At 68.0% G+C, this 23,480-nt stretch carries 25 protein-coding genes; 13 read left to right on the top strand and 12 right to left on the bottom strand.

Annotated features, from left to right (window positions below):
* Positions 1 to 145 precede the first annotated feature (145 nt).
* Positions 146 to 961: a response regulator gene (locus tag ACO07K_RS04195; RefSeq protein WP_422034640.1), complete on the top strand. Its 816-nt coding sequence runs from the start codon at positions 146 to 148 to the stop codon at positions 959 to 961.
* Positions 962 to 1,099: 138 nt separating this feature from the next.
* A complete protein-coding gene (locus tag ACO07K_RS04190; protein ID WP_422034639.1) occupies positions 1,100 to 1,555 on the top strand; it encodes a YccF domain-containing protein in 456 nt (151 codons plus the stop codon).
* Between the two features lie 24 nt (positions 1,556 to 1,579).
* Here the strand turns inward: ACO07K_RS04190 and ACO07K_RS04185 are convergent, their stop codons facing one another.
* The 7 genes from ACO07K_RS04185 to ACO07K_RS04155 all read right to left on the bottom strand — a co-directional run bounded on the left by ACO07K_RS04185 (position 1,580) and on the right by ACO07K_RS04155 (position 9,964).
* Positions 1,580 to 1,765 (bottom strand): hypothetical protein, encoded by a 186-nt coding sequence (locus ACO07K_RS04185; protein WP_422034638.1) that lies wholly within the window; start codon positions 1,763 to 1,765, stop codon positions 1,580 to 1,582.
* Positions 1,766 to 1,907: 142 nt separating this feature from the next.
* Complete coding sequence (locus ACO07K_RS04180; protein ID WP_422034637.1) at positions 1,908 to 2,606, bottom strand: hypothetical protein; 699 nt, start codon at positions 2,604 to 2,606, stop codon at positions 1,908 to 1,910.
* Between the two features lie 17 nt (positions 2,607 to 2,623).
* Entirely contained in the window at positions 2,624 to 3,472 is an 849-nt protein-coding gene (locus ACO07K_RS04175) for an alpha/beta hydrolase family protein (RefSeq protein ID WP_422034636.1), read from the bottom strand.
* Positions 3,473 to 3,482: 10 nt separating this feature from the next.
* Complete coding sequence (locus ACO07K_RS04170) at positions 3,483 to 6,650, bottom strand: hypothetical protein (RefSeq protein ID WP_422034635.1); 3,168 nt, start codon at positions 6,648 to 6,650, stop codon at positions 3,483 to 3,485.
* 37 nt (positions 6,651 to 6,687) lie between these two features.
* Positions 6,688 to 7,725: an autotransporter outer membrane beta-barrel domain-containing protein gene (locus ACO07K_RS04165; protein WP_422034634.1), complete on the bottom strand. Its 1,038-nt coding sequence runs from the start codon at positions 7,723 to 7,725 to the stop codon at positions 6,688 to 6,690.
* An 11-nt stretch (positions 7,726 to 7,736) separates the two neighbouring features.
* The gene (locus ACO07K_RS04160) at positions 7,737 to 9,230 is read right to left on the bottom strand and encodes a hypothetical protein (RefSeq protein WP_422034633.1); all 1,494 of its coding nucleotides are present in this window, start codon (positions 9,228 to 9,230) and stop codon (positions 7,737 to 7,739) included.
* Between the two features lie 8 nt (positions 9,231 to 9,238).
* A complete protein-coding gene (locus tag ACO07K_RS04155) occupies positions 9,239 to 9,964 on the bottom strand; it encodes a hypothetical protein (protein ID WP_422034632.1) in 726 nt (241 codons plus the stop codon).
* Between the two features lie 422 nt (positions 9,965 to 10,386).
* Between ACO07K_RS04155 and ACO07K_RS04150 the strand changes: the two genes are divergently transcribed.
* Together ACO07K_RS04150 and ACO07K_RS04145 are read left to right on the top strand one after the other, a co-directional pair.
* Entirely contained in the window at positions 10,387 to 10,764 is a 378-nt protein-coding gene (locus ACO07K_RS04150) for a hypothetical protein (protein ID WP_422034630.1), read from the top strand.
* Between the two features lie 58 nt (positions 10,765 to 10,822).
* Positions 10,823 to 11,407 (top strand): hypothetical protein, encoded by a 585-nt coding sequence (locus ACO07K_RS04145; RefSeq protein WP_422034629.1) that lies wholly within the window; start codon positions 10,823 to 10,825, stop codon positions 11,405 to 11,407.
* Positions 11,408 to 11,492: 85 nt separating this feature from the next.
* On the opposite strand, the gene ACO07K_RS04140 is transcribed toward ACO07K_RS04145, so the two are convergent.
* Complete coding sequence (locus ACO07K_RS04140) at positions 11,493 to 13,373, bottom strand: cyclic nucleotide-binding domain-containing protein (protein WP_422034627.1); 1,881 nt, start codon at positions 13,371 to 13,373, stop codon at positions 11,493 to 11,495.
* A gap of 212 nt (positions 13,374 to 13,585) precedes the next feature.
* Between ACO07K_RS04140 and ACO07K_RS04135 the strand changes: the two genes are divergently transcribed.
* Both ACO07K_RS04135 and ACO07K_RS04130 read left to right on the top strand, forming a co-directional pair.
* Positions 13,586 to 14,689, top strand: coding sequence for a Fic family protein (locus ACO07K_RS04135; protein WP_422034626.1), 1,104 nt, complete (start codon positions 13,586 to 13,588; stop codon positions 14,687 to 14,689).
* A gap of 156 nt (positions 14,690 to 14,845) precedes the next feature.
* Positions 14,846 to 16,126, top strand: a complete 1,281-nt coding sequence (locus tag ACO07K_RS04130; protein WP_422034625.1) for a pentapeptide repeat-containing protein — start codon at positions 14,846 to 14,848, stop codon at positions 16,124 to 16,126.
* Between the two features lie 103 nt (positions 16,127 to 16,229).
* On the opposite strand, the gene ACO07K_RS04125 is transcribed toward ACO07K_RS04130, so the two are convergent.
* The gene (locus ACO07K_RS04125; protein WP_422034624.1) at positions 16,230 to 17,435 is read right to left on the bottom strand and encodes an MFS transporter; all 1,206 of its coding nucleotides are present in this window, start codon (positions 17,433 to 17,435) and stop codon (positions 16,230 to 16,232) included.
* Positions 17,436 to 17,565: 130 nt separating this feature from the next.
* Here ACO07K_RS04125 and ACO07K_RS04120 point away from each other — a divergent pair, with 130 nt between their 5' ends.
* The 3 genes from ACO07K_RS04120 (at position 17,566) to ACO07K_RS04110 (ending at position 19,025) form a co-directional block, all read left to right on the top strand.
* Positions 17,566 to 17,826 carry a hypothetical protein gene (locus ACO07K_RS04120; RefSeq protein ID WP_422034623.1) on the top strand — a complete coding sequence of 87 codons (261 nt, stop codon included), beginning with the start codon at positions 17,566 to 17,568 and terminating at the stop codon, positions 17,824 to 17,826.
* Positions 17,827 to 17,923: 97 nt separating this feature from the next.
* Positions 17,924 to 18,256 (top strand): hypothetical protein, encoded by a 333-nt coding sequence (locus ACO07K_RS04115; protein ID WP_422034621.1) that lies wholly within the window; start codon positions 17,924 to 17,926, stop codon positions 18,254 to 18,256.
* A 211-nt stretch (positions 18,257 to 18,467) separates the two neighbouring features.
* Positions 18,468 to 19,025 (top strand): hypothetical protein, encoded by a 558-nt coding sequence (locus ACO07K_RS04110; protein ID WP_422034620.1) that lies wholly within the window; start codon positions 18,468 to 18,470, stop codon positions 19,023 to 19,025.
* A gap of 67 nt (positions 19,026 to 19,092) precedes the next feature.
* Here the strand turns inward: ACO07K_RS04110 and ACO07K_RS04105 are convergent, their stop codons facing one another.
* On the bottom strand, positions 19,093 to 19,512 hold the full coding sequence (locus ACO07K_RS04105; RefSeq protein ID WP_422034619.1) for an Rrf2 family transcriptional regulator: 420 nt from the start codon (positions 19,510 to 19,512) through the stop codon (positions 19,093 to 19,095).
* A 116-nt stretch (positions 19,513 to 19,628) separates the two neighbouring features.
* On the opposite strand from ACO07K_RS04105, the gene ACO07K_RS04100 reads away from it, so the two are divergent.
* From ACO07K_RS04100 to ACO07K_RS04090, 3 genes are read left to right on the top strand one after another with little or no spacing between them, the layout of a single operon-like run.
* Entirely contained in the window at positions 19,629 to 20,030 is a 402-nt protein-coding gene (locus ACO07K_RS04100; protein WP_422034618.1) for a group III truncated hemoglobin, read from the top strand.
* Between the two features lie 14 nt (positions 20,031 to 20,044).
* Positions 20,045 to 20,752 carry an alternative oxidase gene (locus tag ACO07K_RS04095; protein ID WP_422034617.1) on the top strand — a complete coding sequence of 236 codons (708 nt, stop codon included), beginning with the start codon at positions 20,045 to 20,047 and terminating at the stop codon, positions 20,750 to 20,752.
* Positions 20,753 to 20,759: 7 nt separating this feature from the next.
* Positions 20,760 to 21,062 carry a DUF1971 domain-containing protein gene (locus tag ACO07K_RS04090; RefSeq protein WP_422034616.1) on the top strand — a complete coding sequence of 101 codons (303 nt, stop codon included), beginning with the start codon at positions 20,760 to 20,762 and terminating at the stop codon, positions 21,060 to 21,062.
* Here the strand turns inward: ACO07K_RS04090 and ACO07K_RS04085 are convergent.
* Both ACO07K_RS04085 and nhaA read right to left on the bottom strand, forming a co-directional pair.
* Positions 21,040 to 21,435: a hypothetical protein gene (locus ACO07K_RS04085; RefSeq protein WP_422034615.1), complete on the bottom strand. Its 396-nt coding sequence runs from the start codon at positions 21,433 to 21,435 to the stop codon at positions 21,040 to 21,042. The genes ACO07K_RS04090 and ACO07K_RS04085 overlap by 23 nt on opposite strands.
* A 165-nt stretch (positions 21,436 to 21,600) precedes the next feature.
* The gene (gene nhaA / locus ACO07K_RS04080) at positions 21,601 to 22,800 is read right to left on the bottom strand and encodes a Na+/H+ antiporter NhaA (RefSeq protein WP_422034614.1); all 1,200 of its coding nucleotides are present in this window, start codon (positions 22,798 to 22,800) and stop codon (positions 21,601 to 21,603) included.
* Positions 22,801 to 22,972: 172 nt separating this feature from the next.
* Here nhaA and ACO07K_RS04075 point away from each other — a divergent pair, with 172 nt between their 5' ends.
* Positions 22,973 to 23,467, top strand: a complete 495-nt coding sequence (locus tag ACO07K_RS04075) for a hypothetical protein (protein ID WP_422034613.1) — start codon at positions 22,973 to 22,975, stop codon at positions 23,465 to 23,467.
* The last annotated feature ends 13 nt before the right edge of the window (positions 23,468 to 23,480 follow it).

Below are 23,480 nucleotides of genomic sequence, written 5' to 3'. Positions count from 1 at the left end.
CACGAGTGCGTCAGCAAGGGATCACCTGCCGGTCACAACCGGGTGAAACACCGCCGCGCCTGCAAACCACCGTCGCCCGCCATCCGTAGAAGAAGCGCAGGGGCCGTAAACGCCCCGGCCCTTCTCAACCTGTTGGAGCGACGAATTGGATACCCAGTCTCATGCCCACCTGAAACAACTCCTGGTCGACCGCCTGCCGGATTGCGCGCTGGTCGTCCTCGACATCGATGGCAAGGTGCTGAGCTGGAACGACGGCGCCCGGGGGCTCCTGGGCTACGAAGAAGCCGATGCGGTGGGCCTGCCTTTTTCGCGGATCGTTCCGCCCGAGACCCTCGACCCGGCCGGCGCGCCCCCGTCCCTCGAGATTGCGCGACGCAACGGCCGGCACGAGGAAATCTGTGAACGCATGCACAGCAACGGCACCGAGCTCGCGTTGCGTGAAGTCGTGATCCCGCTGCACGATTCGAAACAGAATCTCGTGGCCTTCGGTCTGATGATGCAGTCGCTCGAGGCCGCCAGAGCCGCCGCGGCACCGCCCGCGGTGTTCGAGAGGCGAAAGGCGGGCAAAATCCTGCTGGTCGACGACGACGACACCGTGCGGGTAACGGCTAAGCTTCAACTCGAAGATCTGGGCTTCGAGGTCGTGGCCGCGGCGAGCGGTGACGAGGCGCTCGACTTGCTGTCGTGCGACCGCACCATCGACGTACTCTTCACCGACGTCATCATGCCCGGCATGGACGGCGGAGAACTGGCCGAGCAGGCGCGGCTGATCCAGCGCGACCTGAGAATAGTGTTCACGTCGGGCTACCTGGGCGACGCGCTGGTGAACAAGGGCAACATCACCTCGACGTCCCACCTGCTGGCCAAGCCCTATCGTCGGCGCGATCTCGCTTCGATGATGAGAAGGATCCTGGCGGAAGAGGTGCATGGCTCGCACCACCGCCCGACGTCCGGCCCATAGTCGCATTCACTGGCGCGACCCGTCTCGTCGACGCGAGCTGCGCGTGGCAGCATCCGCGGCCGGGCAGCGATTGCCACGAGCCCGGCGGACGGCGCATGGTGACTCCGCGCCGCGGGCAGCGGCAGGAGGAGAGCGACGTTGAGGACCTTGGGCAACATACTCTGGCACATCCCGTTCCTGGGCTTCCTCACCGCGGCCTTCTACTGGCTGCTCGGCCTGCTGCTCACCCTGCTGGTCGTGACCGCGCCGCTTGGGCTCGGGCTGATGGAGTTCGGCAAGTTCCTGCTCGCGCCGTTCGGCAACGAGATGGTGAGCAAGTCGGACCTCGACATGCCGCAGAACCCGCTGTGGCGCGCCTACTCGACCCTGGTGATGCTGGTCTACCTGCCGTTCGGCGTGGTGTTCGTCATCCTGAACGCGCTCCAGGTCTTCGCGCTGTGCTTCTCGATCGTCGGCATCCCCGTCGCCCTGGTGATCGCCAAGTCGCTGGGCACGGTGCTCAATCCCGTGAACAAGGTCTGCGTGCCCTCGGCAGTGGCCGAGGAGATGGCGCGCCGCTACGCCCGCGCCGAGATCGACCGTCGGCGCGGCTGATGCCGATCCGAGATCGGGGCTCGTTCAGCAGGGAGCGTTGTCGGGCACGGGCGCCCGCGCGCTCGTGAGCTCGTCGGCCCTCTCGTTGGCGAGTTCCTCGGCCAGTTGCTTCGCGGCATAGGCGCGCTGCGCCGCGTCGAGCCGGCCGCTCGCCAGCTGCTTCGTCAGGTTCTCGATGTTCTTCCGGCGGATGAAGTCCTGCAGGGCCATGCGCCCCTCCGGGGTTGGACTACCGGCTCCATAGGGCGCGCGAATGATGACGCTGGCAAGCGCCGCGAGCGGCTTCGCAGCGACAAGGCTTATCGTTGCACCGCCCCCCTGTCAGCCGCCGTGCGCTTTCCCGTAGAAAGGCTCAACGCGCTTCCCGGCCTGCGACCCTGAAAAAGGACGGATCGCTGGTTCCATTGTTTTGCCCGACGGGCTTGCCCTCGCGGTTGAGGGCTTGAACGGTCCAGACGAACGAGCAGGCTTTCACAGTGCACCCGGGAGACGGGATCGAGGCGGTGGTGAGATCGCCGACGTCGACGGTAGCGACGGGCTGGCGTTCCTGCATCGCCTGGCTCGCGTTCTGGCCCTGCATGAGCTGCCAGACCTTCAGCCGGTAGGTGGGCGGCTCCTGGGGTCTCGGAACGAGCGGAGTCCAGCGAAAGGCAATCGGAGCTTTCGAATCCGGGCCGCCCGCGAGGGCCCCGTCGGGCGGCGACAGGAGCTTGGCGGCCGCTATGACGACAGCGGTTGCGCCCTTCGTCAAGCCTTCGGGCTTCATCTCTTCTTTCTCGAAGAAAGCCTTGTTCTTCAGCGCGGCCGGCGCCGGCGGGGTAACGGTACCTTGCGTCACGGTCGGCATCTGCGGCGCGGTGACGGGTACGGACGGCGCAGGCGCGACGCGCGATTGCGGCACGGTGGGCGCGGCGCCGGAGCCCATCGCAGCCTGCGACAGGGCCGGCGTCGCGGCCCCGACGAGCACCGCCGCGAGCCCGGAGGCGAGCATCGTGGAGAGGCTCACGGCCCCGCGCCGCGCCTGAAGATCGAGAGATCGATCGATAGCCATGATTGTGCCCCCTGCGATCATTCGCCGAGCGCGAGCCTACGCAGCCGCGGCCAGTCGCGCACCCAGCAACAGCGATGATCGAAGGCCGGTACGACGACCAGCGTCGCCGATGGCCCCAACGTCGCGACGGCCGACGCGATCGACGCGACCGGCACCGTCTCGTCCTTCTGTCCGGCGAAGGCGACCAGGCGGACCTGCGAGAGACGCTCCGCCTGATTCAGTGGAAACGCCGATCCGGCGAGCGGCGACAGGCCCAGGCGGCGCGTCCAGTCGGCCACGTCGAGCGGCGCGGCGACGGTGATCACAAGCGCCACGTCGCTGCGCCGCGCGGCCACGAGGGCGGCCATGACACCGCCACCGGAATAGCCGACCAGCACCAGCTCTCGCGCCGGCGCCTTGGCGCGCTCGCGGCTTACGGCTTCATCGAGCGCGGCGACGAGCTGCGCGGCGAACCGGCCGGTCGTCCAGTCGCGCAACGTGCAACGGGGGTCGGTGCGGCCGGGCGCGAACTGGCAGGGTCGCCCCACATAGAGAACCGCAGGGCCGGGGTCGGCGGCGGCGAGCCGCAACGCCATCGGATCGGCCGGCGTCGGATCCGATGACGGCGTACGCGCGTCGAGATAGGCCAAGCCATCGCCCTCGATGTAGACGAACAGCGGGCCGGGCTTTCCGTCATCACGGCGATAGAGCTGCAGGTCGCGGACCGCGCCGGTCGACGGGTCTGCGTCGAGGCCCGCCACCCGCGCAATCCCGGCGGCGGTCGCATCGCGACCCGGTCCGCCCTGGCCACAGGCCGACACCAGGAGAGCGAACAGTGTCGCCGCGATCCTCGCGACGCGACGACGCACGGCGCGCGCGGCGGCCATGCCCCCGCTACTACCGCGTCGTGCTCACTTCTTGGAGCGCCGAGTTCGCGTCGACCATGCCGGGCGCACTCTTGCCGGCATTTGCCTGAAGAGAACTCACGAGAAGCGGCTCGAGCGTGTAGGGGCCCTTGGATCCCGGCACGGTGAGCGTTGCGGGTCCCGTTCTGGGCAGGATCTGCGGCAATTGCGGGCCGTTGCCAAAATCCACCGTCATGGCATTGCCATCGCGACCAACGCGCAGATCGGCCTTGACCGTCTTCACGGCGCTGGCCGGCACCGATCCGGTGAAGACGATGGGCGTGCCGTCGGTCTTGATCGCGATGATGGTGATGACGATCAGCAGTTCGATGTTGTTTTGCTGCGGTGTCGGCGCGGTCGGCGCTCCCGACGTCTTGAGCGCCGATCCTAGGTCCGCACCGCTGAACTCGATGATCGTGTTGCCGATCGGCAGCTTGCCGAACCGCGTCCAGCCTTCGCCGTCGCTGCGCGCCTGCGTCACGCCGCCCGGACCGCTCGCCGTCACGCCGACGTTCGGCAGCATCACGGAGGGCCGCTTGATGTTGGACCGGCTCGTGTTGATCGGCGCCTCATTGGCCGTCGGCGTGCCAGGGCCACCCGGCCCGGTGTTCGGAAGCGACAGAGCCTGTACCCGTATCGTCGAGACGTCGGCGGAGACGCGCACTGCCGAGGGCGCCGGAACGCCGTCGCGGCCGACGTCGGTCTGCGGGCTGCCGTCGCCCCAGTCGACCTTGGGGCTGCCGCCGCCCTCGGGAACGATGATTTGAATCTGCAGGTTGGTGGCATTGGCCAGGACCGACCGGGGAATGGAATGTTCGACCGTCGTCGGCTGCGGCGCTTGCCCGAGTTTCTGCACAGCCGGAATCAGCAGGGCGATCAGAACCCCGGCGGGTTGCGCCGGTTCGCTGCCCGACGCACTGGGCAGGCGGACGTCCAGCAGCTTCCGCGGATCCAGCGTCACCGAATGGGTACCGGGCGTCAGCACGCCCAACGTCGACGTGCCGTCGCCGCCGGTGGTTTGCGTGAGGGCGTTACCGGCCGGCTTCTTCTGCACCACCACGTCGATGCCCGGGATCGGATTGTTCTGATTGTTCGGTATCGGCTTGTCGGGGCCGGTCGGATTTCCCGACGTGCCCAGCCGCGTGGTGCTCACTTCCCCCATCGCGGTGTTGGCGTCGACCATGCCGGGCGCACTCTTGCCGGCATTCACCTGAAGAGCGGTCACGAGAGCCGGATCGAGCGGGATCGGGCCGTTGGGGCCGGGCACGGTCAGCGTCGCCGCTCCCGTCCTGGGCAGAGGCTGCGGCAATTGCGGACCGTTGCCCCAGTCGACGTCCATGAGATTGCCGTCGCGGCCGACCCGCAGGTTGGCCTTGAGCGTCTTCACGTCATTGGCCGGCACCGATCCGGTAAAGACGACGGGCGTGCCGTCGGTCTTGATCGTGGCGATGACCCCGATGACGATCCCCGTATTGCTCGCCGTCAGTGTCGTCGTCGACGTGCCTGTCACCGTCAGCGCCGACGCGAGGTCTGCGCCGTTGAACTCGAGGACCGTGTTGCCGATCGGCAGCTTGCCGAACCGCGTCCAGCCTTCGCCGTCGCTCCGCGCCTGTATCACACCGCCCGGCCCCCTTGCCGTCACGCCGACGTTTGAAAGCTTCGCGTGCTTCTTGTTGCTGCGGCTCGTGCTGATAGGCGCTTCCTGCGCCGTCGGCGTGCCGGGGCCGCCCGGCCCGGTTTGCGGAATCGACAGTGCCTGTACCCGTATCGTCGAGACGTCGGCGGAGACGCGCACTGCCGAGGGCGCCGGAACGCCGTCGCGGCCGACGTCGGTCTGCGGGCTGCCGTCGCCCCAGTCGACCTTGGGGCTGCCGCCGCCTTCGGGCACGATGATGTCGATCAGCAGCTCTCGCGCATTGGCGAGGAACGACCGTGGGAAGGAGTGCTCGACCGTCGTCGGCTGCGGCGCTTCCCCGAGTTTCTGCACGGCGGGCAGCAGCAGGGCGATCAGGATGCCGGCGGGTTGCGCCGGCTCGCTGCCGGACCCGCCGGGCAGGCGGACGTCCAGCAGCTTCTTCGTGTCGAGCGTCACCGAATGGGTTCCGGGCGTCAGCACGCCCAACGTCGACGTGCCGTCGCCGCCGGTGGATTGCGTGAGGGCGCTCCCAGCCGGCTTCTTCTTCACCACGATGTCGATGCCCGGGATCGGATTGGTCTGATTGTTCGGTATCGGCTTGTCGGGGCCGGTCGGATTTCCCGAGGTGCCCAGCCGCGTGGTGCTCACTTCCCCCATCGCGGTGTTGGCGTCGGCCAGGGCGGCGGCAGTGCTGCCGGGGACCGGTGTGACGAAGACGAGCCGGGTCTCGCCGGACGTGTTGCGTTTGGCGAGATCCTCGAACAGCTTGATGTCAGCCCCACTCAGACGGGCAACTAAGTCGCCAACCGAGTAACTGGCAAAGATGCCCATGCCGTTGGCCAAATCGACGGTCGAGACCCCGTCACCTTGATCGTATTGCAGCCTGATGCTCAGCGGCGTCTGGTCGTTGACCGGCTTGAGGACGAACGTCCGGTAGCGGGGCTCGCCGTCACGCAGCTTCTGGACGGCCGGCAGCAACAGGCCGACGAGAGCGACCGGCTGGGCGCCGGGGCCGAGACTCTTGGGATTGACCGTCAACTCGTGGCGGCCCGGTCCCAGCTTGCCGAGTGACACGACGCCGTTGGAGTCGCTGGTCACCTGGCGCGTACCGCCGGGGCCGCGCACGCCGACTCCCACTCCGCGCAAAGCCTTGACCTGCGAGTCCGCGTAGGGCGGCGACGCGCTGGCCGTCGCGCGCGGCGCCTGCGGCGACGCGGTTGCGGGCGGGGGAGCCGGGGTCGCGACCGGCGCGGGCGTGGCCGGCGTCGGGGTTGCAGGCGCGGAGGCCGTCGGTGCCTTGGGTGCCGGAGGCGGCGGCGCCATCACGGGAGCCACGGGCATCGGCGGCGGAGTCGGGACGACCGGAGGAACGAACACCGGCGGCGGTGGCGGCGGGGCGACGCGCGGCGGCGGCGCCACGTCCATCCGCGGGGCCATCGGACCCTGTGAAAATGCCGGCGAGGTCAAGATCCCCACGCCGATCAGGAGCATCGCTCCGGCCGCACTCGCAACCCGTCGGTTCATTTCTGACTCCTCGAAGATCGAAGGGTGAAACCCGGAACTAGAAGCGCAGGGCGAGGCGCACGCTGCCCGACCATGACGACAGGGCGTAGCGCCCGATCGAGTTGTAGCCGCCGTCGATCGAGGCCCAGATCGAGTCGTTGAGCGGGACCGTGGCGCCGGCGCCGATCGTGCCGCCGGTATAGCCGTTGGCGCCGCTGCCGGTCGGGGCGTTGAAATCCTGCTCGATGGTGGCGCGGATATAGGGCTGCCACTTGTCGAGCGGCAGGCTGATGAAGCCGCCGGCCGAGCCGCGGGTCAGCGACGTGGTCTGGCCTGGCACCACGACCAGATTGCTGTCGGTGTAGCCGTAGCTGTTGATCGGCGAATAGAGGATCGAAACCATCGGCGCCAGCACCACGGCGCCGACCTTGTAGTAGCCGTTGAGCCCGCCCTGGAAGTTCCACTGGCTGCTGGCGTAGTTGGCGTTGTAGGTGAAGCCCGAATTGGCCATGGTGTTGGTGCCGCTACTGTAGCCGGCCATCGCCGAGACGTTCCAGTGCTCGTCGAGCTGGTAGCCGGCATAGACCGTGACGCCGAAGGTCGAGTTGGTCGACGCGAAACCGCCGCTCAGCGTGCCGTTCGAGCCTTGCCACGAACCGCTGACGCCCAGCAGGAATTCCGGCGTGATCTGCTTCTGCACGCCGAGCTGCGCGCCATAGGTGCCGATCGAGTAGCCGGCGGTCGCCAGGCTGTTGGTGGCCTGCCCGCCGCCGGTCTGCGCCCACACCTGCCAGCCCATCGGATCGTCGCCGGCGGCCCTGCCGCTGTGCACCGGCCCCAGTTCAGTCGTCGAGCGCGAGGCCACCAGCTTCGGCCCCAGCAACGTCTGCTGGATCACCGCGCTGATCCCAGGCAGCACGACATAGGCGGTGTTGTTGCTCTGGCTCTGGATGCCGCTGCTGACGGCGGTCGATTGCGCCGTCACCGACGGCGAGGCCGGGGCGGCGACCACCGGTCCACCGGCCTGTGCGAGGACGGGGCCCGCCAGGACGATACTCGACGCGGCGGCGGAGACGGCAAACAGAGCTGATTTCATCGATCGAGTTCCTAAGGTTGTTTCTTCTTGGCGCCGAGAAAGAGAATGCGGCCGACGGCTTCGCGGTCGACGCTGGCGGCGGCGATCGGCTTGCCGTCGCGCCTGACGTCGGTGATCGGCGTGCTATCGCCCCAGTCGACCAGCGCGCCGCGTCCGTCCTTCGCCATGGTGATGCGCACGCGCAGCGTCTGGGCCGATGTGTCGGGCGCGTAGATGTGTTCGACGAGGTGCAGCCGGTCCTGCTCGCCGACCCGCGGCGGCCGTCCGCCGGCGTTGATCGCCTCGACGGTGGCGCGCGGTTCGAGCGGCAGCAGCAGCGCCACCTTGACCGGCGGCCTCGGCGGATCGCCGATCGGCAGGCCCAGCCGGAGCTCGCGCACGCCCGGCCGTAGCGAACCGATGTCGAAGGTCCCCTTGTCGCCGATCTGGGGCGGATCGACCTGGGGCGGGTCCTCGCGCGGCGGGTCGTAGATGTCGACGATCTCGATGATCGGGTCGTCGGGCGGCGGCGGGTCGGTCTCGGGCAGGACCTCGGTCCACGGATCGTCCAACGGTGGCGGATCGGGATCGGGCGGCGGCGCGCACTGCCACCACGGAATGCAGGGATCCATCTGGATGAACCCCATCTTCTCGAACTTGCGCACGAAGGAGACCGTGCCGACCGTATCGACCGGCCCGCGCCCACCCCCGACATTGACCGGCCAGCCGTCGCGCACCGCGTCGACCGGCGGCGTGCCGTCGCCCCAGTCCACGATCGCGCCGCCGCCGTCGCGTGGAATGGAGATGCGAGCGCGCACGTCCTTGGCCGGATCGAGCCCCGAATAAGTGTGCACGACCAGGTTGCCGCGCGGGCCGGCGCCCGGGGCGGCGGGAAGGACCAGACTGACCGTCACGCTGGGCAGCCGCCGCTTCGCGCCGTCGGGCCGCGCGCGCTGCAGGCCCGCGAGCGGAAGGGTGAGATCACGGATGCCGGGCGCGAGCGGGCCGACGCTGAACTGGCCCTTGTCGTTGGTCCGGACCTCGGTCCGGTTGCGGCCACCGCCGTCGGTCGAGACCACGGCGACGTCGCGCGCCGGCACCAGGCCTCGCGCCGTCGAGGCCAGCGCGGTCGATCGATCCACGCTGGGAATGACGGCAGGCGCGACGGGCGGTTTGACGGGCGCGGCGACGGGCGCGACCGGCGCCGTGCGGCCACCCGTTGCCCCCGTTGCCCCCGTGGCGCCCGTCGTCGCGGGCGCGCGGTCCGCCGCCTTGGGCAGCTCGGTGTCGGCCGTGCCGCTGCTGCCGACGGTCGACGAGGTGCGCGGCGCGACCGGCGGTGGGATCGGCGCCACCGGCGCCATCACGGGAGGCGGCGGTGGCGGCGGCGGCGGTGCCAGGCGCGGCTGCGGCGCCATCGCGCCACCGCCGGGTCCCATCGGGCCCTGGGCAAACGACGGCTGCCCCAGCAGGCCGATGGCGGCCGCGAGCAAGGGGAGCAAGCGGCCCGGCGGGTCGGTTTTCATGCCCGGCGCTATCTTCCGCCGCCGGTCCCGCCCACGCCGTTGGTTGGACTCGCCCCCAGGTTCGTCTGGAACCTTCCGCCGCCCGTCCCGCCTACGCCGTTGACCGGAGTCGCGCCCAGGTTGGTTTCGAATTTGAGGATGACGGTATCCTTGGCGCTGCTGACCGCAAAGGTGCCGACCGAGCTTCCGGCCGGAAAATCGCTGCGCGAAGCCAGCGTGCCGTTGACGAACGTCGTCATGCTCACGGTGCCGCCGCCGGGAATGTTGGGCAGCGCGACGTCGTAATTGCCGGGCTCCAGCTGCTTCAAGGTGAGCTGCCGGTTCCCCGTGATGTTGGTGTTATCGATGATATTGATTGACCCGCCATGCGGCTTCTTGGTTACAACGACGTCGATGCCCGATGTGTTTGAATAGTTGGGCGTCGGCGCTGCGGGGCCGGTCGGCGTGCCGGTTGTTCGGATGGAATTGGTGGTCTGGATGACCCGATCACCCGAGGGGGCCGGCGCGACGAGCGGCACCTGGGGTGCCACGACGGGCGCCTGAGGCGCCGCGACGGGAGCCTGCGGCGCGGGAGCGACGCGCGGCTGGGGCGCCATGGCCCCGGCCCCCGGCGTCATGGCGCTTTGCGCCAAAGGCGGCGAAGCGGCCAGCGCAATGCCCAGAACCACAAGCGTCGACAGCTTCGCGGCAGCAGACGCTGCCGGCGGAACCAGACGTACCGACCCGTCACCCATTGCGCAGCCCCGTCCAGTTGAGTCCAGAGATCGATTTCGCCGTAAACGCGAATCGACCGGCGGGCGAGCTATCGCACGGCTACTCAACATGCACAAGAAATGCAGAAAAATGGAGGGGATCTATCCGCGGGCCGGCACGCACGCGGCGCCGACGGATCAGCTCCCGAAGGCGGCGCCCAGGGTGCCGATCAGACCGCCCATGAAAACGAGATAGGCGAAGGTCGCGAGGAGGAGTTGGCGAGAGCTGTCGTCCATGTCGGTGTCCCGTTTCCCGTTCATTGTTCGAAATCGTCGAACGGCGCGCGGGCCCGGACCGTTCCGGCCGCGCCGGCCCTCGACGTCCCATTCGAGGGGAGCGTGTCCTGGCGGCCACAGGTCGCGGCCGCCGATGCAGCCCCCGGCACCCGGCTGCGTTACGGACGATGTCAGACTCCCGCACGGCCCCCGATCCGCCCATCGACGATCCGCCCATCGACGATCCGCCCATCGACGATCCCAAGCATCGCCCGCCCGGCAAGGAGATCCCGATCGGCGACCCTCCCGGCGCGGGCGAGCCGCCCAAGGAAGCGCCGCGCGAAAATCCAGACGACAAGCCGAAGCCCGCCGAGCGCATCCAGAAACTTCGCTTCGGGGCGCGCGCGATCGGGTGGAGCGCGCTCGTCCTCACCCTGGCCTTCGCGGGTGCCGCCCTCTGGATGGGCTTCGGCCAGCGCGATCCCTTCGCCCTGTTCTTCGTCCTCCTGTCCGGCCTCTGCGCGCTCGCGGGCTACGGCGCCGTCGCCTCCCTGCGCCAGCGCTAGCGAGGCCAGCGGCCGCCATTGCTAAAGGCCTACCGCCTTCGCATGATCCGCGGGACACATGACACGGCATGCCAGACTGCGAACCAAGGAAGAGCTCGGGCTTCCCAGATGGATTCCGGCGGTCGAAGGGTCGCTCGACGATCCGCCGATCGTGCTGCGGCAGGACCGGCTGAAACTGTCTTTACTGTGCCTCGGTCTGACGGTCGTGGGCGGTCTCGTCCTGCTGATCCCCGTGCGCGTGTACACCCCCTGGCATCTCATCTTCCTGGGCTTTCTGGGACTTGGCATCGTGACGTTCGGTGCGATGGCGGTTCGCCCCGCGACGCTCATTCTCGACCCGCACGGCCTGATCTGGCGCCAGACGTTCCGGACGTTCGCGTATCCGTGGAGTGCCTTCGCCCGCTTCCGCGTGTTGTCCCGACCGCGGCGGTCCACCGTCGTCGTCGGAGAGTTCAGGCACGAGGGCCCGCCGACGCCGGCCTGGCGGCGCTTCCTCACCGGAAATGCCGAGTTCGGCAGCTTCTGGGAACTCCCGCCCCAGCGCGTCGCCGACGTGCTGAACGAGGCCCGCGTGCGATGGGCGCCGGCGGCGGCGGCAACGACACAGGTTGAGGGCGCGACTTCCCGTACGACCTCATCCTGAGAACCATGCCGAAGGCGTGCGTCTCGAAGGATGGGCACCAAACGCGGTGTTGGTGATTCTGTCGCGCTCGGAAAGGCTGCCGCCCCTACCACCCCGGCAGATAGGCGCGCAGGTACTGGACGAGGCGGATTTCGGGGAAGCCCACGAAGGCGCGGCGGCCGAGCGGGCATTCGGGAAGACCGGTCGTGTCCTTGATCTCGACGAGGGCCTGGGCGCTCCAGCTCTTGTGGCCGCGGCTGAGGCTCGCGAGATCGTCGCCGCCGATGCGCGAGGAGGCGCCGCGGGTCAGCACGACCGTCCCGGCATGGCTGCGCGAATCGCCCTCCAGCAGCACGGTGGCCGGCATGCCTTCCTGCAGCAGCGCCGCCAGCGTCTCGGTCACCGGCACGTCGACCAGCAGCACCTTGCAGTCGATCCACGAGAACAGCTTCTCGCCCTGCCGCACGGTGGCGCCGTCGCTCACCGGCGCCGACCACAGGGTCATGAACGGCGGAATGCGGATGCTCGCGGTCGACAGCGCCTCGAGGTTGCGGCGCTCGTCGACCAGGATGGCGCGCGCGGTATTGAGTTCCTCCTGCGCGTCCGACAGCGCGCGGTTGGCGCGGGCGGCCTCGAGGTTGATCTCGTCGAGGCTGCGCCACGACCATTCCGGCTCCTTGGCGTCGGCCTGCAGGTAGACGCCCTCGCCCGCCAGCCGGCGGCGTTCGCGCACGCGGGCCAGCGCATTCTCCATCTGGGTCATCACCACCTGCAGCTCGCGATGGACGGAGGTGGCGACGTCCTCGTCGGCCTGCGACCCGGTGCCGGTCGCGCGCAGCGAGCGCCGGCGCTGCGCCGAGGCCTCGGCCAGCGCCACCCGCTCCTTCAGGAGCGCGAGCCGCTTGTCGAGGTCCTGGATGTCGATGTCGAGGTCGCGCCGAAAGCCCTCGGCATAGCGCGCGCGGCGCTCCGACCATTCCCGGGCGAGCAGGGTCACCCTCTCCTGGTAGAGCCGGAGCTGCACCAGCCGGGCCTCGGCGCGGCGCTCGTTGCCCTCGGCGCGGATCACGCCGCTGCGGTCGACGCTGCGATTGACGATGGTGGTGACGTCGCCGCGCGCGCCGACCTGCTGGCCGATGCGCGTGTCGAAGCCTTCGAGCGTGCCGCCGATCGGCGCCGTGGCGAGGCTGAGCCACGAGGTCACCGCGGCATCGCGATCGAGCATGATGTAGAGCGGCTGGAACACCGCCACGCAGATGGGGATGAGGCCGAGCCCGACCACCAGGGCGATCCGGCTCTTGCGCCCGAAGCGCTGCGCCAGCGGGCGGCGCGCCGCGCCCGGCCCGGCTACGGACGCAGTCGCGCGAGAATCCTCGACCGGCACCATCGGCTCGTCGCGCAAGCCGGCGTTCTGCAGCATGCGGGCGGTGATGATGCGCAACAGGTGGATGCCGAGCTGCGGGCTCTGCAGCAGGGCCGCCAGCACCGCCTTCTTGCTGAGCGCCATGACGATGCCGTTGGTGCGCGCGATGGCGGTCGCGGTGCGCCGGCCCGAGGCCGAGAACAGCGCGATTTCGCCGAAGAAGGCGCCGGGCCCGACCGTCTGCTGGACCTCGGGCAGGAAGACCTCGCCCTCCAGCACGTAGAACAGCTCCTCGGCGAGGTCGCCCGACGAGAACAGCACCTCGTTGGCCCGCACCACCCGCTTCCTCATGAACGGCAGGATCGCCGCCGCCGAGAATTCGTGGCTGGAGGCGCGCTCGACCTGCGCGCCCAGCTCGCGGATCTGCATGAGCCGCAGCAGGTTCAGCGGCAGCAGCGCCGAATGCAGGATCAGGATGGGCGTCAGCCCGTCGATGGCGGCGTAGGTGATGAAGGCGAGGTTGCTGGCGACCGCCACGATGCGCAGCGGCAGCATGGTGCGCATGTAGAAGGTGGCGAAGACCAGGACGGACGCGATGTAGCCGAAGATCTCGCCGCTGTTCATTTGCCCCGCTGCACCCTGCTCACAACACGCCTTCCTATGGCGCATCCGGCGAGGGGCAACAATTGCGTAGTGTGTGCGATTTCGAACGCAGGGGCGAGGAGTCGGGGCCGCAGACATGCGGTGAATAGGGCGCTTATTCTCCGCAGACTGTGCGGCGAAAATTGCCGTTGCGGCAAACAGATGTCATAATCGCCGCATATATTGCGGAGATTATGGTCGACTACATTCACCAGCACCCGGACTGGCCCCGCTTCACCTGGCGGCAGGATGAGCTGGCCACGCTGCTGGCGCGTGTCCGCCATCGCCAGGGCCGCCTCATCGGCCAGATGTTGGGGCTTGGCTTCCGGCTCCGGGAAGAGGCCGTCCTCCACACACTGACCGAAGACGTGCTCAAGTCGAGCGAGATCGAAGGCGACATGCTCGACAAGGATCAGGTCCGGTCCTCGATCGCGCGACGCCTCGGCCTCGACATCGGGGCGCTCGCCCCCACCGACCGGCATGTCGAGGGCGTGGTCGAAATGATGCTCGACGCCACGCAGAATTTCGAAGCCCCGCTGACCGCCCCGCGCCTGTTCGGCTGGCACGCCTCTCTCTTCCCGACCGGCTATAGCGGCATCAGCCGGATCAATGTCGGCCGGTGGCGCGACGACAGCGGCGGCCCGATGCAGGTCGTCTCCGGTCCCCTGGGCCGGGAGCGCGTCCACTACGAGGCGCCGGCAGCCCCGCGCCTCGACGCCGAGATGCAGTCCTTCCTCGACTGGTTCGACGCGCCCCACGACGGCGACCCGGTCATCAAGGCGGCCGTCGCGCATCTCTGGTTCGTCACCATCCACCCGTTCGACGACGGCAACGGCCGCATCGCGCGCGCCGTCGCCGACATGGCGCTGGCGCGCTCCGAGCAGAGCCCGCAGCGCTTCTACAGCATGTCCGCCCAGATCCGCCTGGAACGGAACGCCTATTACGACCAGCTGGAAGCCACGCAGAAAGGCTCGCTCGACATCACCAGTTGGATACGATGGTTCCTCGAATGCCTCGAGCGTGCCTTCGAGGGCGCCGACCGGGTTCTCGCCAAGGTCCTCGCGAAGGCCGCGTTCTGGCGCACACACGCCGACGCTGCGCTCAACCCGCGCCAGCACGACATGCTCAACCGGCTGCTGGACGGCTTCACCGGCAAGCTGACGTCGAGCAAATGGGCCAAGATCGAAAAATGCTCGCCCGACACGGCGCTGCGCGACATCACCGATCTGGTGTCACGGGGGATTCTCGAACGCGAGGACGCGGGCGGGAGGAGTACGAGTTACCGGCTGGCGGGGTGAGCGTAGCTGGTGGCGCGCTCGGCCTGCTGCCTAGCTCGCGGATTTCACCAGGCGCAGTACGTTCAGCGACAAATCACCAACTACAACCCAAACAATAATAATGCACTATTCGCACTACTTTTTTTCACATTATATTGGCGTCAAGCATTTTGAATCATGGCAGCCAATGCGATGGCAAACGACGAAGATATTCAACGAGCCAAACTCGGCGCCGAAGCGTGGAATCAGTGGATGCGGAGCGGTCCAGAAGGGACCCGCTCGCACGCAGACTTCTCAGAAGTCACGCTGGACGATATCGATTTCTCAGGGTTCCAGTTTCCTCAATTTTGCACATTTGAGGGAGCAGTATTCCGAGAGCCCGCCCGCTTTCAAAAGGCTGTATTTCGTCAACAAGCAGTTTTCAAGAATGCGCGATTTCACGACGAAGCAAGATTTACACAGGCAAGCTTCGCGGGCAGAGCCCAATTTCAAGGTGCCAAATTTGCGGAGGCAGATTTCGGGGGCGCAAATTTCTCACAGAAGGCAAACTTCGCTGACGCACGGTTTAATGGAAGTGCGGCATTTCCCTATGCGGCTTTCGAAAAGGGCGGGGAATTTAGACGTGCGAGATTCGAAGGCTTCGCTGACTTCAAGGGCATTCGCGCGAATGGAGACTTGTTCTTTAGTTACGCAAAGTTGCGACACGGCTTCTCGCTCGACAGCGCCACACTTCAGGGACGCGTTCATTTCTTCTACGCTGAATTCCTTAGCGATTGCCGCTTCGTTGCTTCGCGGTTCAATGGCCCTCGCACCGGCTTTGACGATTCGACTTTCGATCGAGTGCCTGATCTCCGCTCTACATTCTTCGCTGTTCCGCCAAGCTTTCACCATGTGGACATCGGTTACGCACGCGCTCCAACGCTAGCCGGCCGCCTCTTCAAACTGGCTCAAAATCAGAGAGACGGAGCCAAATACAGGCGCCTTAAGCAGCTCGCGTTCGAGGCAAAGGATCATGAGCTTGAGCTCAATTTTTTCATCCAGGAGCAGAGAGCAAAACGCTGGCATGAATACAGAGGGTATGGCCGTATTCTTCTCGACCTTGCCTATGATTGGATATCTGAATATGGCCGCAGTATCATCAAACCAGTTGCGTGCCTACTAGTGCTCACTCTCATATCATTCTTATCTATCGCCCAAGCATTTGTTGCCACTTGGTCCGAACTCTTACCCAAGTTTGCTCCTGTGCTAGTACTGGCAGCGACGAACGCCACTCTATTGCTCGGCTCGGACAAATGGCTGCTGCGGGAAAAAGCCGTCAAGGCCTTATACATCGACGGCAAGTCATTCAGTCTGTACGGGGAGTTGCTCGCGTACGGCCAAAGCGCTCTAAGTCTGCTGCTTCTCTTCCTAATTGGACTTGCGCTACGCAACAGATTCCGCATTGGATCTGGTGGTTGACGACACTCCAGCTACCCCGCCCAATAATCTCAACAGCTTAGTATGCCGCGTCAGCAGGTGTGATCAGTAAAGCAGATCAGACTCCTTCCGCGACGCCAATCGCCTAAGTGTCGCCTGACTTCCCCGACACCCCCACTCGCGCCGCCGACCGATCGCGCCCCCTCACCCCCGCCACGCCCACCGCCACCGTCGCCGCTACCATCACCCCCGTGATCGCGAGCAGGGCGGTCGGCAGCGAGGCCGCCGTCAGCAAGGCGCTGGCGAGGATGACGCCGCAGGCGTTGGCGGTGCGCATCAGGGCGAAGACTTCCGGGCGGCGGTGCGGCGGCGCCAGCGTGTCGAGGATCAGCGAGTAGTGGGTCGCCAGCGGCGCCAGCACGAGGCCGATCAGCACCGCGCCCACGAGCGTCGCGGCCACCGAGAGGCCGGCCGCCGCCAGCGCCGAGCCGGCGCACATCACCAGCAGCTGCGCCATCACCGTGCGGCGCGACGGCCGCCGGTTGCGCACGCTGACCCAGATGCCGCCCGCCACCGAGGCGAGGCACAGCGGCACCGTGAACAGGATCGCCAGCGCCGGCTCGTAGCCGAAAGCCAGCGCCAGCGCGACGGCGCCGATCTCGACGGCGGCCACGGTCGCGCCGCCGGCCATCGTGCAGGCGAGCCACAGCAGGATCGGCGGACTCAGGATCGAGGTTCGGTCGCGCGGGATTTCTTCGGGCGCCGAGGCCGGGCCGAGGTTCGGGATCAGCAGCGCCGGCAGCGCACCCACGGCCGCCATCGCGACGATGCCGAACACCGGCGAGACCGAGCCGAGGCCCGAGGCCACCACCGGCGCGGCGACGAAGGTGAGTTCGTTGAGCGTGGCCGCGATCCCCAGCGCCCGCGACATGCCCGAGACCGGCGCGAGCTGGTTGAGGACGGCGCGCAGGGTGCCGGCGGCGGCGCCGTTCACCAGGCCGGCGGCGGCGGCGAGCGCGATCAGTCCCGGCAGCGACAGGCCGAAGGCCGCGCCCAGCGCGATCGCCACCAGGGCCGCGGTGCGGGCCGCCAGCAGCAGCTTCAGGAAGGTGGCCATCGGCAGCGCCCGGCCGAGCCGTGTGAGCGGCAGCGCGCCCGCCACCTGCGCCAGGGTCATCGCGAGGATCATGGCGGCGCCGCCGCTCGCCGCGCCGCCCAGGCCGACGGCCAGCAGCGCGAAGGCGACCGGGGCCGCGGCCTGCGGGAAGCCCAGCGTCGCCGACGAGGCCGCCCAGCGCACCAGCCGCCGTCGGCCGGCAGGGGGGCCGGAGCCGGGATCGCCGTTCGTCATGACGCGTGCTGTCTACACAGGCGATGCCGTGCCGCCAACGGCCTTGCCAACGCCGCGCCCGCGGGAAACCATGCAACGTCGCCGGCCGCCGCCTGTTGGCAGGCCCCACAGCTCTTTCCTGGAGGTTCGCATGTCGATGAAGAAGATGCCGTTCGTGGCGTTGTTGCTGGCCTTGGCCGGCTGCAGCGGCACCGCCGACACCGGCACGGCCGGCCCGACCGGCGGCAACCCCGGCGCCACCGGCGCGGCGTCGGAGCGCTACATGGGCGTCCGCTCCAACGTCAACGCGACCTGGAACGGCACGACCAGCTCGTCGACCATGCTCATGCAGCGCATCAAGGAAGACTCGGCCCGCGGCGCCGCCAGCGGCGGCGGCGACACGAAATACTGAGCTCGCGCCGCTCGCTCGCGAAACTCTCGCTGTCCTCCCTGGCTCCGATGGTCGTGGGCGGTCTTGGCCTGCCGATCCGGAACGAGGCTCGCGCGCGATGGGCGTCGTCCTCGTGAACCCGAAGATGCAGCGATGGGGGACGTGGATCCTCTCGGCGCTTTTCATCGTCTGGATCGCCCTGATGTGGCACGCGGCGCTGCCATTGTTGGCGATCGCGTCGTTCGCCCTCATCGCTTCGGCGTCCGGAGGGCCCGAGCTTCTGGCAACGATCGTCTACTTCGGGATCCTGCCGCCGTGCATTGCCGCCCTGGGTCTGGACCTGTGGCGGAAGACGCGCTTCCCCTGGCTCGCTCTCGGCCCGGCCCTCGTGGCCGTCGCCACGATGCTCTCGACCGACTCCGTCTCGAATCTCCTCTTCCAGCGAACGTAGACAGGCGGCGCAGCGGGCTCTGGGTGCGGTGACTGGGACGCTCCTTCTCCGCACATTCTGCGGAAGAAAATGCCTTTGCGGCGAAGGGCGGCTGAAGGATCTTCCGTTGCACCGGCGTTTCGCGTTAATGGCGAATTTCCGTCCATGTCATTCTTTATGGTTGTATGGCCGCGCGGATTCCCCGTAGATGAACGCTCGGGGGGAGAAACTAATGAAAATTCAGCTATTGGGTGTCCTTGGGGCAGCCTTTGTCGTGTCCGCATGTGCCGGACGGGCGCCGGCTCCGGTTGCGGTCGTTCAGGCTCAGGACCGTTACATGGATTGCGCGGCGATCAACGCCGAGGTTCAGGCCAACAACAAGAAGGTGATCGAACTCGGCAGCGAGGAAGGCGCCAAGGTTGCGCAGAACGTGGCCGCCGGCGTTGCCGGTCTCATCATCTGGCCGCTCTTGTTTGCCATGGACTTCCAGGGGGCCGCTCCCAAGGAAGTCGCCGCGTTGCAGGCCCGTCAGCAGTATCTGGCCACGCTTGCCGAGCAACGGTGCGGCGCCGTCACGCCACTGCCCATACAGAACGTTCCCCCGCCGGTCACGACGACAACGACTCCTTCGGTGGCGCCTGCGCCCGTCGTCCCCGCTTCGTCGTCCCCGCCAGCCACCGAGCCCGCGACGCCGCCGGTTCGAGAGCTGAGCTGCATCAACCCGGATGGCTCCTTCCTGCGGACCACGGCAGAGAGCTGCCCTCCTCCCGCGCAGCCCCTTCAACTGTAGGCATCGACGAGTCCCGCGGGCACGGTTCGCGTCTCACCCGGCAGCCGGTCGGCCGGGCCGCACGCCCCTACCCCGCCCCCAACAACCGCAGCAGCTTCGTCTGCCGCTTCAGCAGGTCGGCCAGCGTGTAGCGGTCGAGCACGGCCATGAACGCCGCCAGCGCCTCGTCGAGGACGCGGGTCAGTTCGCAGGCCGGGGCGATGGCGCAGGTGTCGCAGTCGACCAGGGCGAAGCCGTCTTCCGTTTGGCGCACCACGGCGCCGACGTTGATCTTGTCGGGTGCCCGGGCGAGGCGGATGCCGCCGGCGCGGCCGCGCACGCCCTCGATGTAGCCCGCCTTGCCCAGGTCGTGCGCCACCTTCATCAGGTGGTTCTGCGAGATGCCATAGCCGCGCGCGATCTCGGCGATCGAGCAGACGCGGTCGGGCTGGGTGCCGAGATAGGTGAGCACGCGCAGCGCGTAGTCGGTGTAACGGGTCAGGCGCATCTGGTCGTGGGTCCCTGCGACACGGTGGCGAACGGGCGTTCACAATACATGTATCTTCTTTACATGTTTAGCCGCCCGCCATAGATGTATCGCAGATACATGATTGGAGCGAGGCGATGAGCGGCCTGGCGTTTGATGAGATCGACGGCGTCGACGAAGAGAGCCTGGCCCGGCTGGTCGACCGCTTCTATGCCGCCGTCCGCGCCGACGCGCTGATCGGCCCGGTCTTCGACGACGCGATCGGCGACTGGCCCCACCACCTCGACAAGCTCGCCGCCTTCTGGTCGTCGCTGATGCTGACCAGCGGCCGCTACAAGGGCTCGCCGATGGCGGCCCATCTCAAGCACCGCGCGCGCATCACGCCCGCCATGTTCGACCGCTGGCTCGTGCTGTGGCGCGAGGCCACCGAGGCGGAAATGCCGCCCGCCGCCGCGCGCTCGCTGCAGGCCAAGGCCGCCCGCATCGCGGAGAGTTTCAAGCTGGCGCTCGGCAGCCGCGCGCTCCAGGGCATAGGTTGAGAAGGAGAAGTGTCATGACCGTCACCGCCCCAGTCACCGCGCCCATCCCCGCCGTCGATCCCGCCCTGCACCACGAGGCGCGCGGCGTCAGCGACCGCCTGGCGCTCGGCTTCACCAAGACCCTGCGCTTCTGTGCCGACACCTTCTTCGCCCGGCGCTACGGCCATCGCGCCATCGTGCTGGAGACGGTCGCGGCGGTGCCGGGCATGGTCGGCGCCACGCTCACCCATCTGCGCTGCCTCAGGAACATGTGCGACGACAAAGGTTGGATCCGCACGCTCATGGAAGAAGCCGAGAACGAGCGCATGCACCTCATGACATTCATCGAGGTGGCCAAGCCCACGCTGTTCGAGCGCCTGGTGGTGCTGGGCGTGCAGTGGGTGTTCTATCTCGCCTTCTTCGCGCTCTATCTGGTGAGCGCGCGCACGGCGCACCGCGTCGTCGGCTATTTCGAGGAGGAGGCGGTGATCAGCTACACCCACTTCCTGGCCGAGCTGGACGAGGGCCGCACGCCCAACGTCCCCGCGCCCGCCATCGCGCGGCACTACTGGAAGCTGCCGGACGACGCCACCCTGCGCGACGTGGTGCTGGTGGTGCGCGCCGACGAGGCCCATCACCGCGACGTCAACCACGGCTTCGCCAGCGAGTTGGCCGGCCGTCCGGTCACCACGCCGACCGCGCCCTATCCCGAGCACGCGGATGACATCAGGCTCGCCGCCTAGGCACGACATGCCTACCCCCTACAGATCCACGCCGGTGTTCGACGAGACGACGCTGCCCGCGGCGCTGCGGCGCGAGCACCGGACGAAGGACGGCGTGTGGGGCGTGATCCGCGTGCTCGAGGGCGAGGTCCGGCTGGTCCTCGACGATGGCCCCGGTGCCGGCGGCGACGGGACGATCCTGAGGCCGGACCGCCCCGGCCTGATCGAGCCGCAGCAGCCGCATCATGTCGAGCCGCTCGGCCGGATGCGGATGCAGGTCGATTTCTACGACCAGCCGCCGGCCCGCGTCAGCCGGGCGTGCGGGCAATGATGGCGGGCGAGTCGAGCCAGGTGCGAGCCTTCGCCGCGTGCTTGAACACGCGCATCGGCCGTTTGGGGACGGCCAGGATTCCCAACACCCGCGCCACCTGCCAGTAGTTCTCGTCACGCACGACGAGAGCGAGCGGACCGAGCGCGCTGCCGGCGGCCTCGTGGATCGATCGAAGCCGAACGCCGATGGAGAGCAGATGCGTGGGCTCCATCTCCGTCACCGCCAGACGGCCATCGAACAGTTTGCGATAGCCCAGGATGTTCGAACCGACGATCACGTCCAGCATGCGGTTGATGTCGTCGAGGACGATGGGGCCGTCGCCGGTGGCGACCAGTATTTTCGCCCGCGAGTCGATCGTCCAATGGAGCGGCATGCCTTCGGTGTCCTGAGAGAGAATGACCGTCTTCTAGCAGCGTGCATGAAGAAGATGCAAAGGAAACGACGCGGGAAAATTCGCCCCCGGAGTCCACCGCCGGTTTCAACCCGTTCCCCGTCGCACAACGTCCGGACCGGGGCGAGGAGGCCGCAGCGGCCCACTTCAGAAGGCCCTCGCCTCGGCGCCGCCCGGGCGCGGGCTCATGAGCAGGACCAGAGTCCCGAGCAGCGCGGAGACGAACGAGCCCAGCAGGATGCCGATCTTGACCCCGTCCTGCAGCGCCGGACTCTCGGGGAAGGCCAGCAGGCCGATGAACAGGCTCATGGTGAAGCCGATGCCGCAGAGCAGCGACACGCCCAGCACGTGCAAGGGCGCGGCATTGGTCGGGCCGTCGGCAAAGCCCAGCTTCACGGTCGCCATGGCGGTGCCCCAGACGCCGATCACCTTGCCCACGACCAGCCCGCCGGCGACGCCCAGCGTCAGCGGATCGGTGAAGGCGCCCAGGCCGAAGCCCGCGAACGACACGCCGGCATTGGCGAAGCCGAAGACCGGAATGATGAAGAACGGCACCACCTTGATCAGGGCATGCTCGAGCGTGTGCAGCGGCGAGCTCTCCGCGGGCTCACGTCCGCCCGGTGCCGGCCGGCCGAGCGGGATGGTAAGCGCCAGCGCCACCCCCGCGACCGTGGCGTGGACGCCCGACAGCAGCACCAGCAGCCACAGGACTGCGCCCAGCATCAGATAGGGCCACAGCGCCCGCACCCCGAACCGGTTGAGCGCCAGCAGCGCCACGAGAACAGCGGCCGCGCCCCCCAGCGCAGCGAGGTCGAGATTGCCGGTGTAGAAGACGGCGATGATCAGCACGGCGCCGAGATCGTCGATGATCGCCAGCGCGGTCAAGAACACCTTCATCGAGGCCGGCACGCGGTTGCCGAACAGCGACAGCACGCCCAGCGCAAAGGCGATGTCGGTCGCGGTGGGAATCGCCCAGCCCCGGATCACCTCGCCGTTGTTCCAGTTGAGCCCGGCGAAGATCAGCGCCGGCACCGCCATGCCGCCGGCGGCGCAGAGGCCGGGCAGAATGCGGCGCGACCAGGTCGAGAGCTGGCCGTCGACGATCTCGCGCTTGATCTCCAGCCCGACCAGCAGGAAGAACACCGCCATCAGCGCGTCGTTGATCCAGTGCGAGACGCTGAGCGGCCCGACATAGGCCTTGAGCGCGGCGAAATAGGTGGGGGCCAGGGCCGAATTGGCGACGATCAGGGCCAGCGCCGCGGCCGCCATGAGAACGATGCCGCCTGAGGCCTCGTTGTCGATGAAGCGGCGCAGCAGGGTCGGACGCACGTGGGGATTGCGGGTCATGGGTCTCGCACGGAAAAGGGACCGCTGGCGGCCCGACCAGCGCTAGTCCCTGCCCGTACCGATGTGCGGACACCCGCGCCTGTTCTGGCCGATGTGGCGCGCGAGGGCAACAGGATCCGGCTGCAGCGGCGGGCACATTCGTGGCATAGGAACCTCCTCGGGGGAGGTTGCGATGGTTCGGCGTTCGCTGGGTCTTCTGGTGCTGGGATCGATGGTCGGTGCCTTGGGCGCGGCCGCGCCCGCGGCGGCGCAGACCAAGAAGATCGGCACGTTCGGCGGCTGGGAGATCAGCATCGTGCACGACAAGGGCAGGTTCGTGCACTGCCTTGCCGACACCATCGGCCCGGACAATCAGGGTCTGCGCATGAGCTTCGGCGACGACGGACAGCGCCACCTGATCCTGCCGGGTACCGGCACGGCCGGTGCCCGGGACGAGGCCGTGATCGTGCTCAGGCCCAGCGGCAAGCGCTTCACCTTCGCGATGGCCCAGCGCTCGCCCGACCGGCTGTGGAGCCCGGTGCTGGAGAACGGCTTCACCGACGTCTTCTTCGAATCGAAGCGCCTGGACGTGCAGCTCCCCGCGCGCAACGTCACGCGCAGCTTCGACCTCGGCGATCCCGACACGATGAGTGCCCGGATCGACGGCTGCGTATCCTCCCACCAATAAGCGACGACGGAAC

Source organism: Reyranella sp. (genome assembly GCF_965228225.1).
Lineage (GTDB): Bacteria > Pseudomonadota > Alphaproteobacteria > Reyranellales > Reyranellaceae > Reyranella.
Note: the sequence above shows the minus strand (reverse complement) of the source record. Positions and strands in the feature narration are given on the sequence as shown.

Bases quoted from the DNA above. Each gene is read 5' to 3' on its own strand.
- ACO07K_RS04185 (WP_422034638.1), bottom strand. From the start codon at position 1,765: ATGGCCCTGCAGGACTTCATCCGCCGGAAGAACATCGAGAACCTGACG.
- ACO07K_RS04180 (WP_422034637.1), bottom strand. From the start codon at position 2,606: ATGGCTATCGATCGATCTCTCGATCTTCAGGCGCGGCGCGGGGCCGTG.
- ACO07K_RS04175 (WP_422034636.1), bottom strand. From the start codon at position 3,472: ATGGCCGCCGCGCGCGCCGTGCGTCGTCGCGTCGCGAGGATCGCGGCG.
- ACO07K_RS04170 (WP_422034635.1), bottom strand. From the start codon at position 6,650: ATGAACCGACGGGTTGCGAGTGCGGCCGGAGCGATGCTCCTGATCGGC.
- ACO07K_RS04165 (WP_422034634.1), bottom strand. From the start codon at position 7,725: ATGAAATCAGCTCTGTTTGCCGTCTCCGCCGCCGCGTCGAGTATCGTC.
- ACO07K_RS04160 (WP_422034633.1), bottom strand. From the start codon at position 9,230: ATGAAAACCGACCCGCCGGGCCGCTTGCTCCCCTTGCTCGCGGCCGCC.
- ACO07K_RS04155 (WP_422034632.1), bottom strand. From the start codon at position 9,964: ATGGGTGACGGGTCGGTACGTCTGGTTCCGCCGGCAGCGTCTGCTGCC.
- ACO07K_RS04150 (WP_422034630.1), top strand. From the start codon at position 10,387: ATGTCAGACTCCCGCACGGCCCCCGATCCGCCCATCGACGATCCGCCC.
- ACO07K_RS04145 (WP_422034629.1), top strand. From the start codon at position 10,823: ATGACACGGCATGCCAGACTGCGAACCAAGGAAGAGCTCGGGCTTCCC.
- ACO07K_RS04140 (WP_422034627.1), bottom strand. From the start codon at position 13,373: ATGAACAGCGGCGAGATCTTCGGCTACATCGCGTCCGTCCTGGTCTTC.
- ACO07K_RS04135 (WP_422034626.1), top strand. From the start codon at position 13,586: ATGGTCGACTACATTCACCAGCACCCGGACTGGCCCCGCTTCACCTGG.
- ACO07K_RS04130 (WP_422034625.1), top strand. From the start codon at position 14,846: ATGGCAGCCAATGCGATGGCAAACGACGAAGATATTCAACGAGCCAAA.
- ACO07K_RS04125 (WP_422034624.1), bottom strand. From the start codon at position 17,435: ATGACGAACGGCGATCCCGGCTCCGGCCCCCCTGCCGGCCGACGGCGG.
- ACO07K_RS04120 (WP_422034623.1), top strand. From the start codon at position 17,566: ATGTCGATGAAGAAGATGCCGTTCGTGGCGTTGTTGCTGGCCTTGGCC.
- ACO07K_RS04115 (WP_422034621.1), top strand. From the start codon at position 17,924: ATGGGCGTCGTCCTCGTGAACCCGAAGATGCAGCGATGGGGGACGTGG.
- ACO07K_RS04110 (WP_422034620.1), top strand. From the start codon at position 18,468: ATGAAAATTCAGCTATTGGGTGTCCTTGGGGCAGCCTTTGTCGTGTCC.
- ACO07K_RS04105 (WP_422034619.1), bottom strand. From the start codon at position 19,512: ATGCGCCTGACCCGTTACACCGACTACGCGCTGCGCGTGCTCACCTAT.
- ACO07K_RS04100 (WP_422034618.1), top strand. From the start codon at position 19,629: ATGAGCGGCCTGGCGTTTGATGAGATCGACGGCGTCGACGAAGAGAGC.
- ACO07K_RS04095 (WP_422034617.1), top strand. From the start codon at position 20,045: ATGACCGTCACCGCCCCAGTCACCGCGCCCATCCCCGCCGTCGATCCC.
- ACO07K_RS04090 (WP_422034616.1), top strand. From the start codon at position 20,760: ATGCCTACCCCCTACAGATCCACGCCGGTGTTCGACGAGACGACGCTG.
- ACO07K_RS04085 (WP_422034615.1), bottom strand. From the start codon at position 21,435: ATGCCGCTCCATTGGACGATCGACTCGCGGGCGAAAATACTGGTCGCC.
- nhaA (WP_422034614.1), bottom strand. From the start codon at position 22,800: ATGACCCGCAATCCCCACGTGCGTCCGACCCTGCTGCGCCGCTTCATC.
- ACO07K_RS04075 (WP_422034613.1), top strand. From the start codon at position 22,973: ATGGTTCGGCGTTCGCTGGGTCTTCTGGTGCTGGGATCGATGGTCGGT.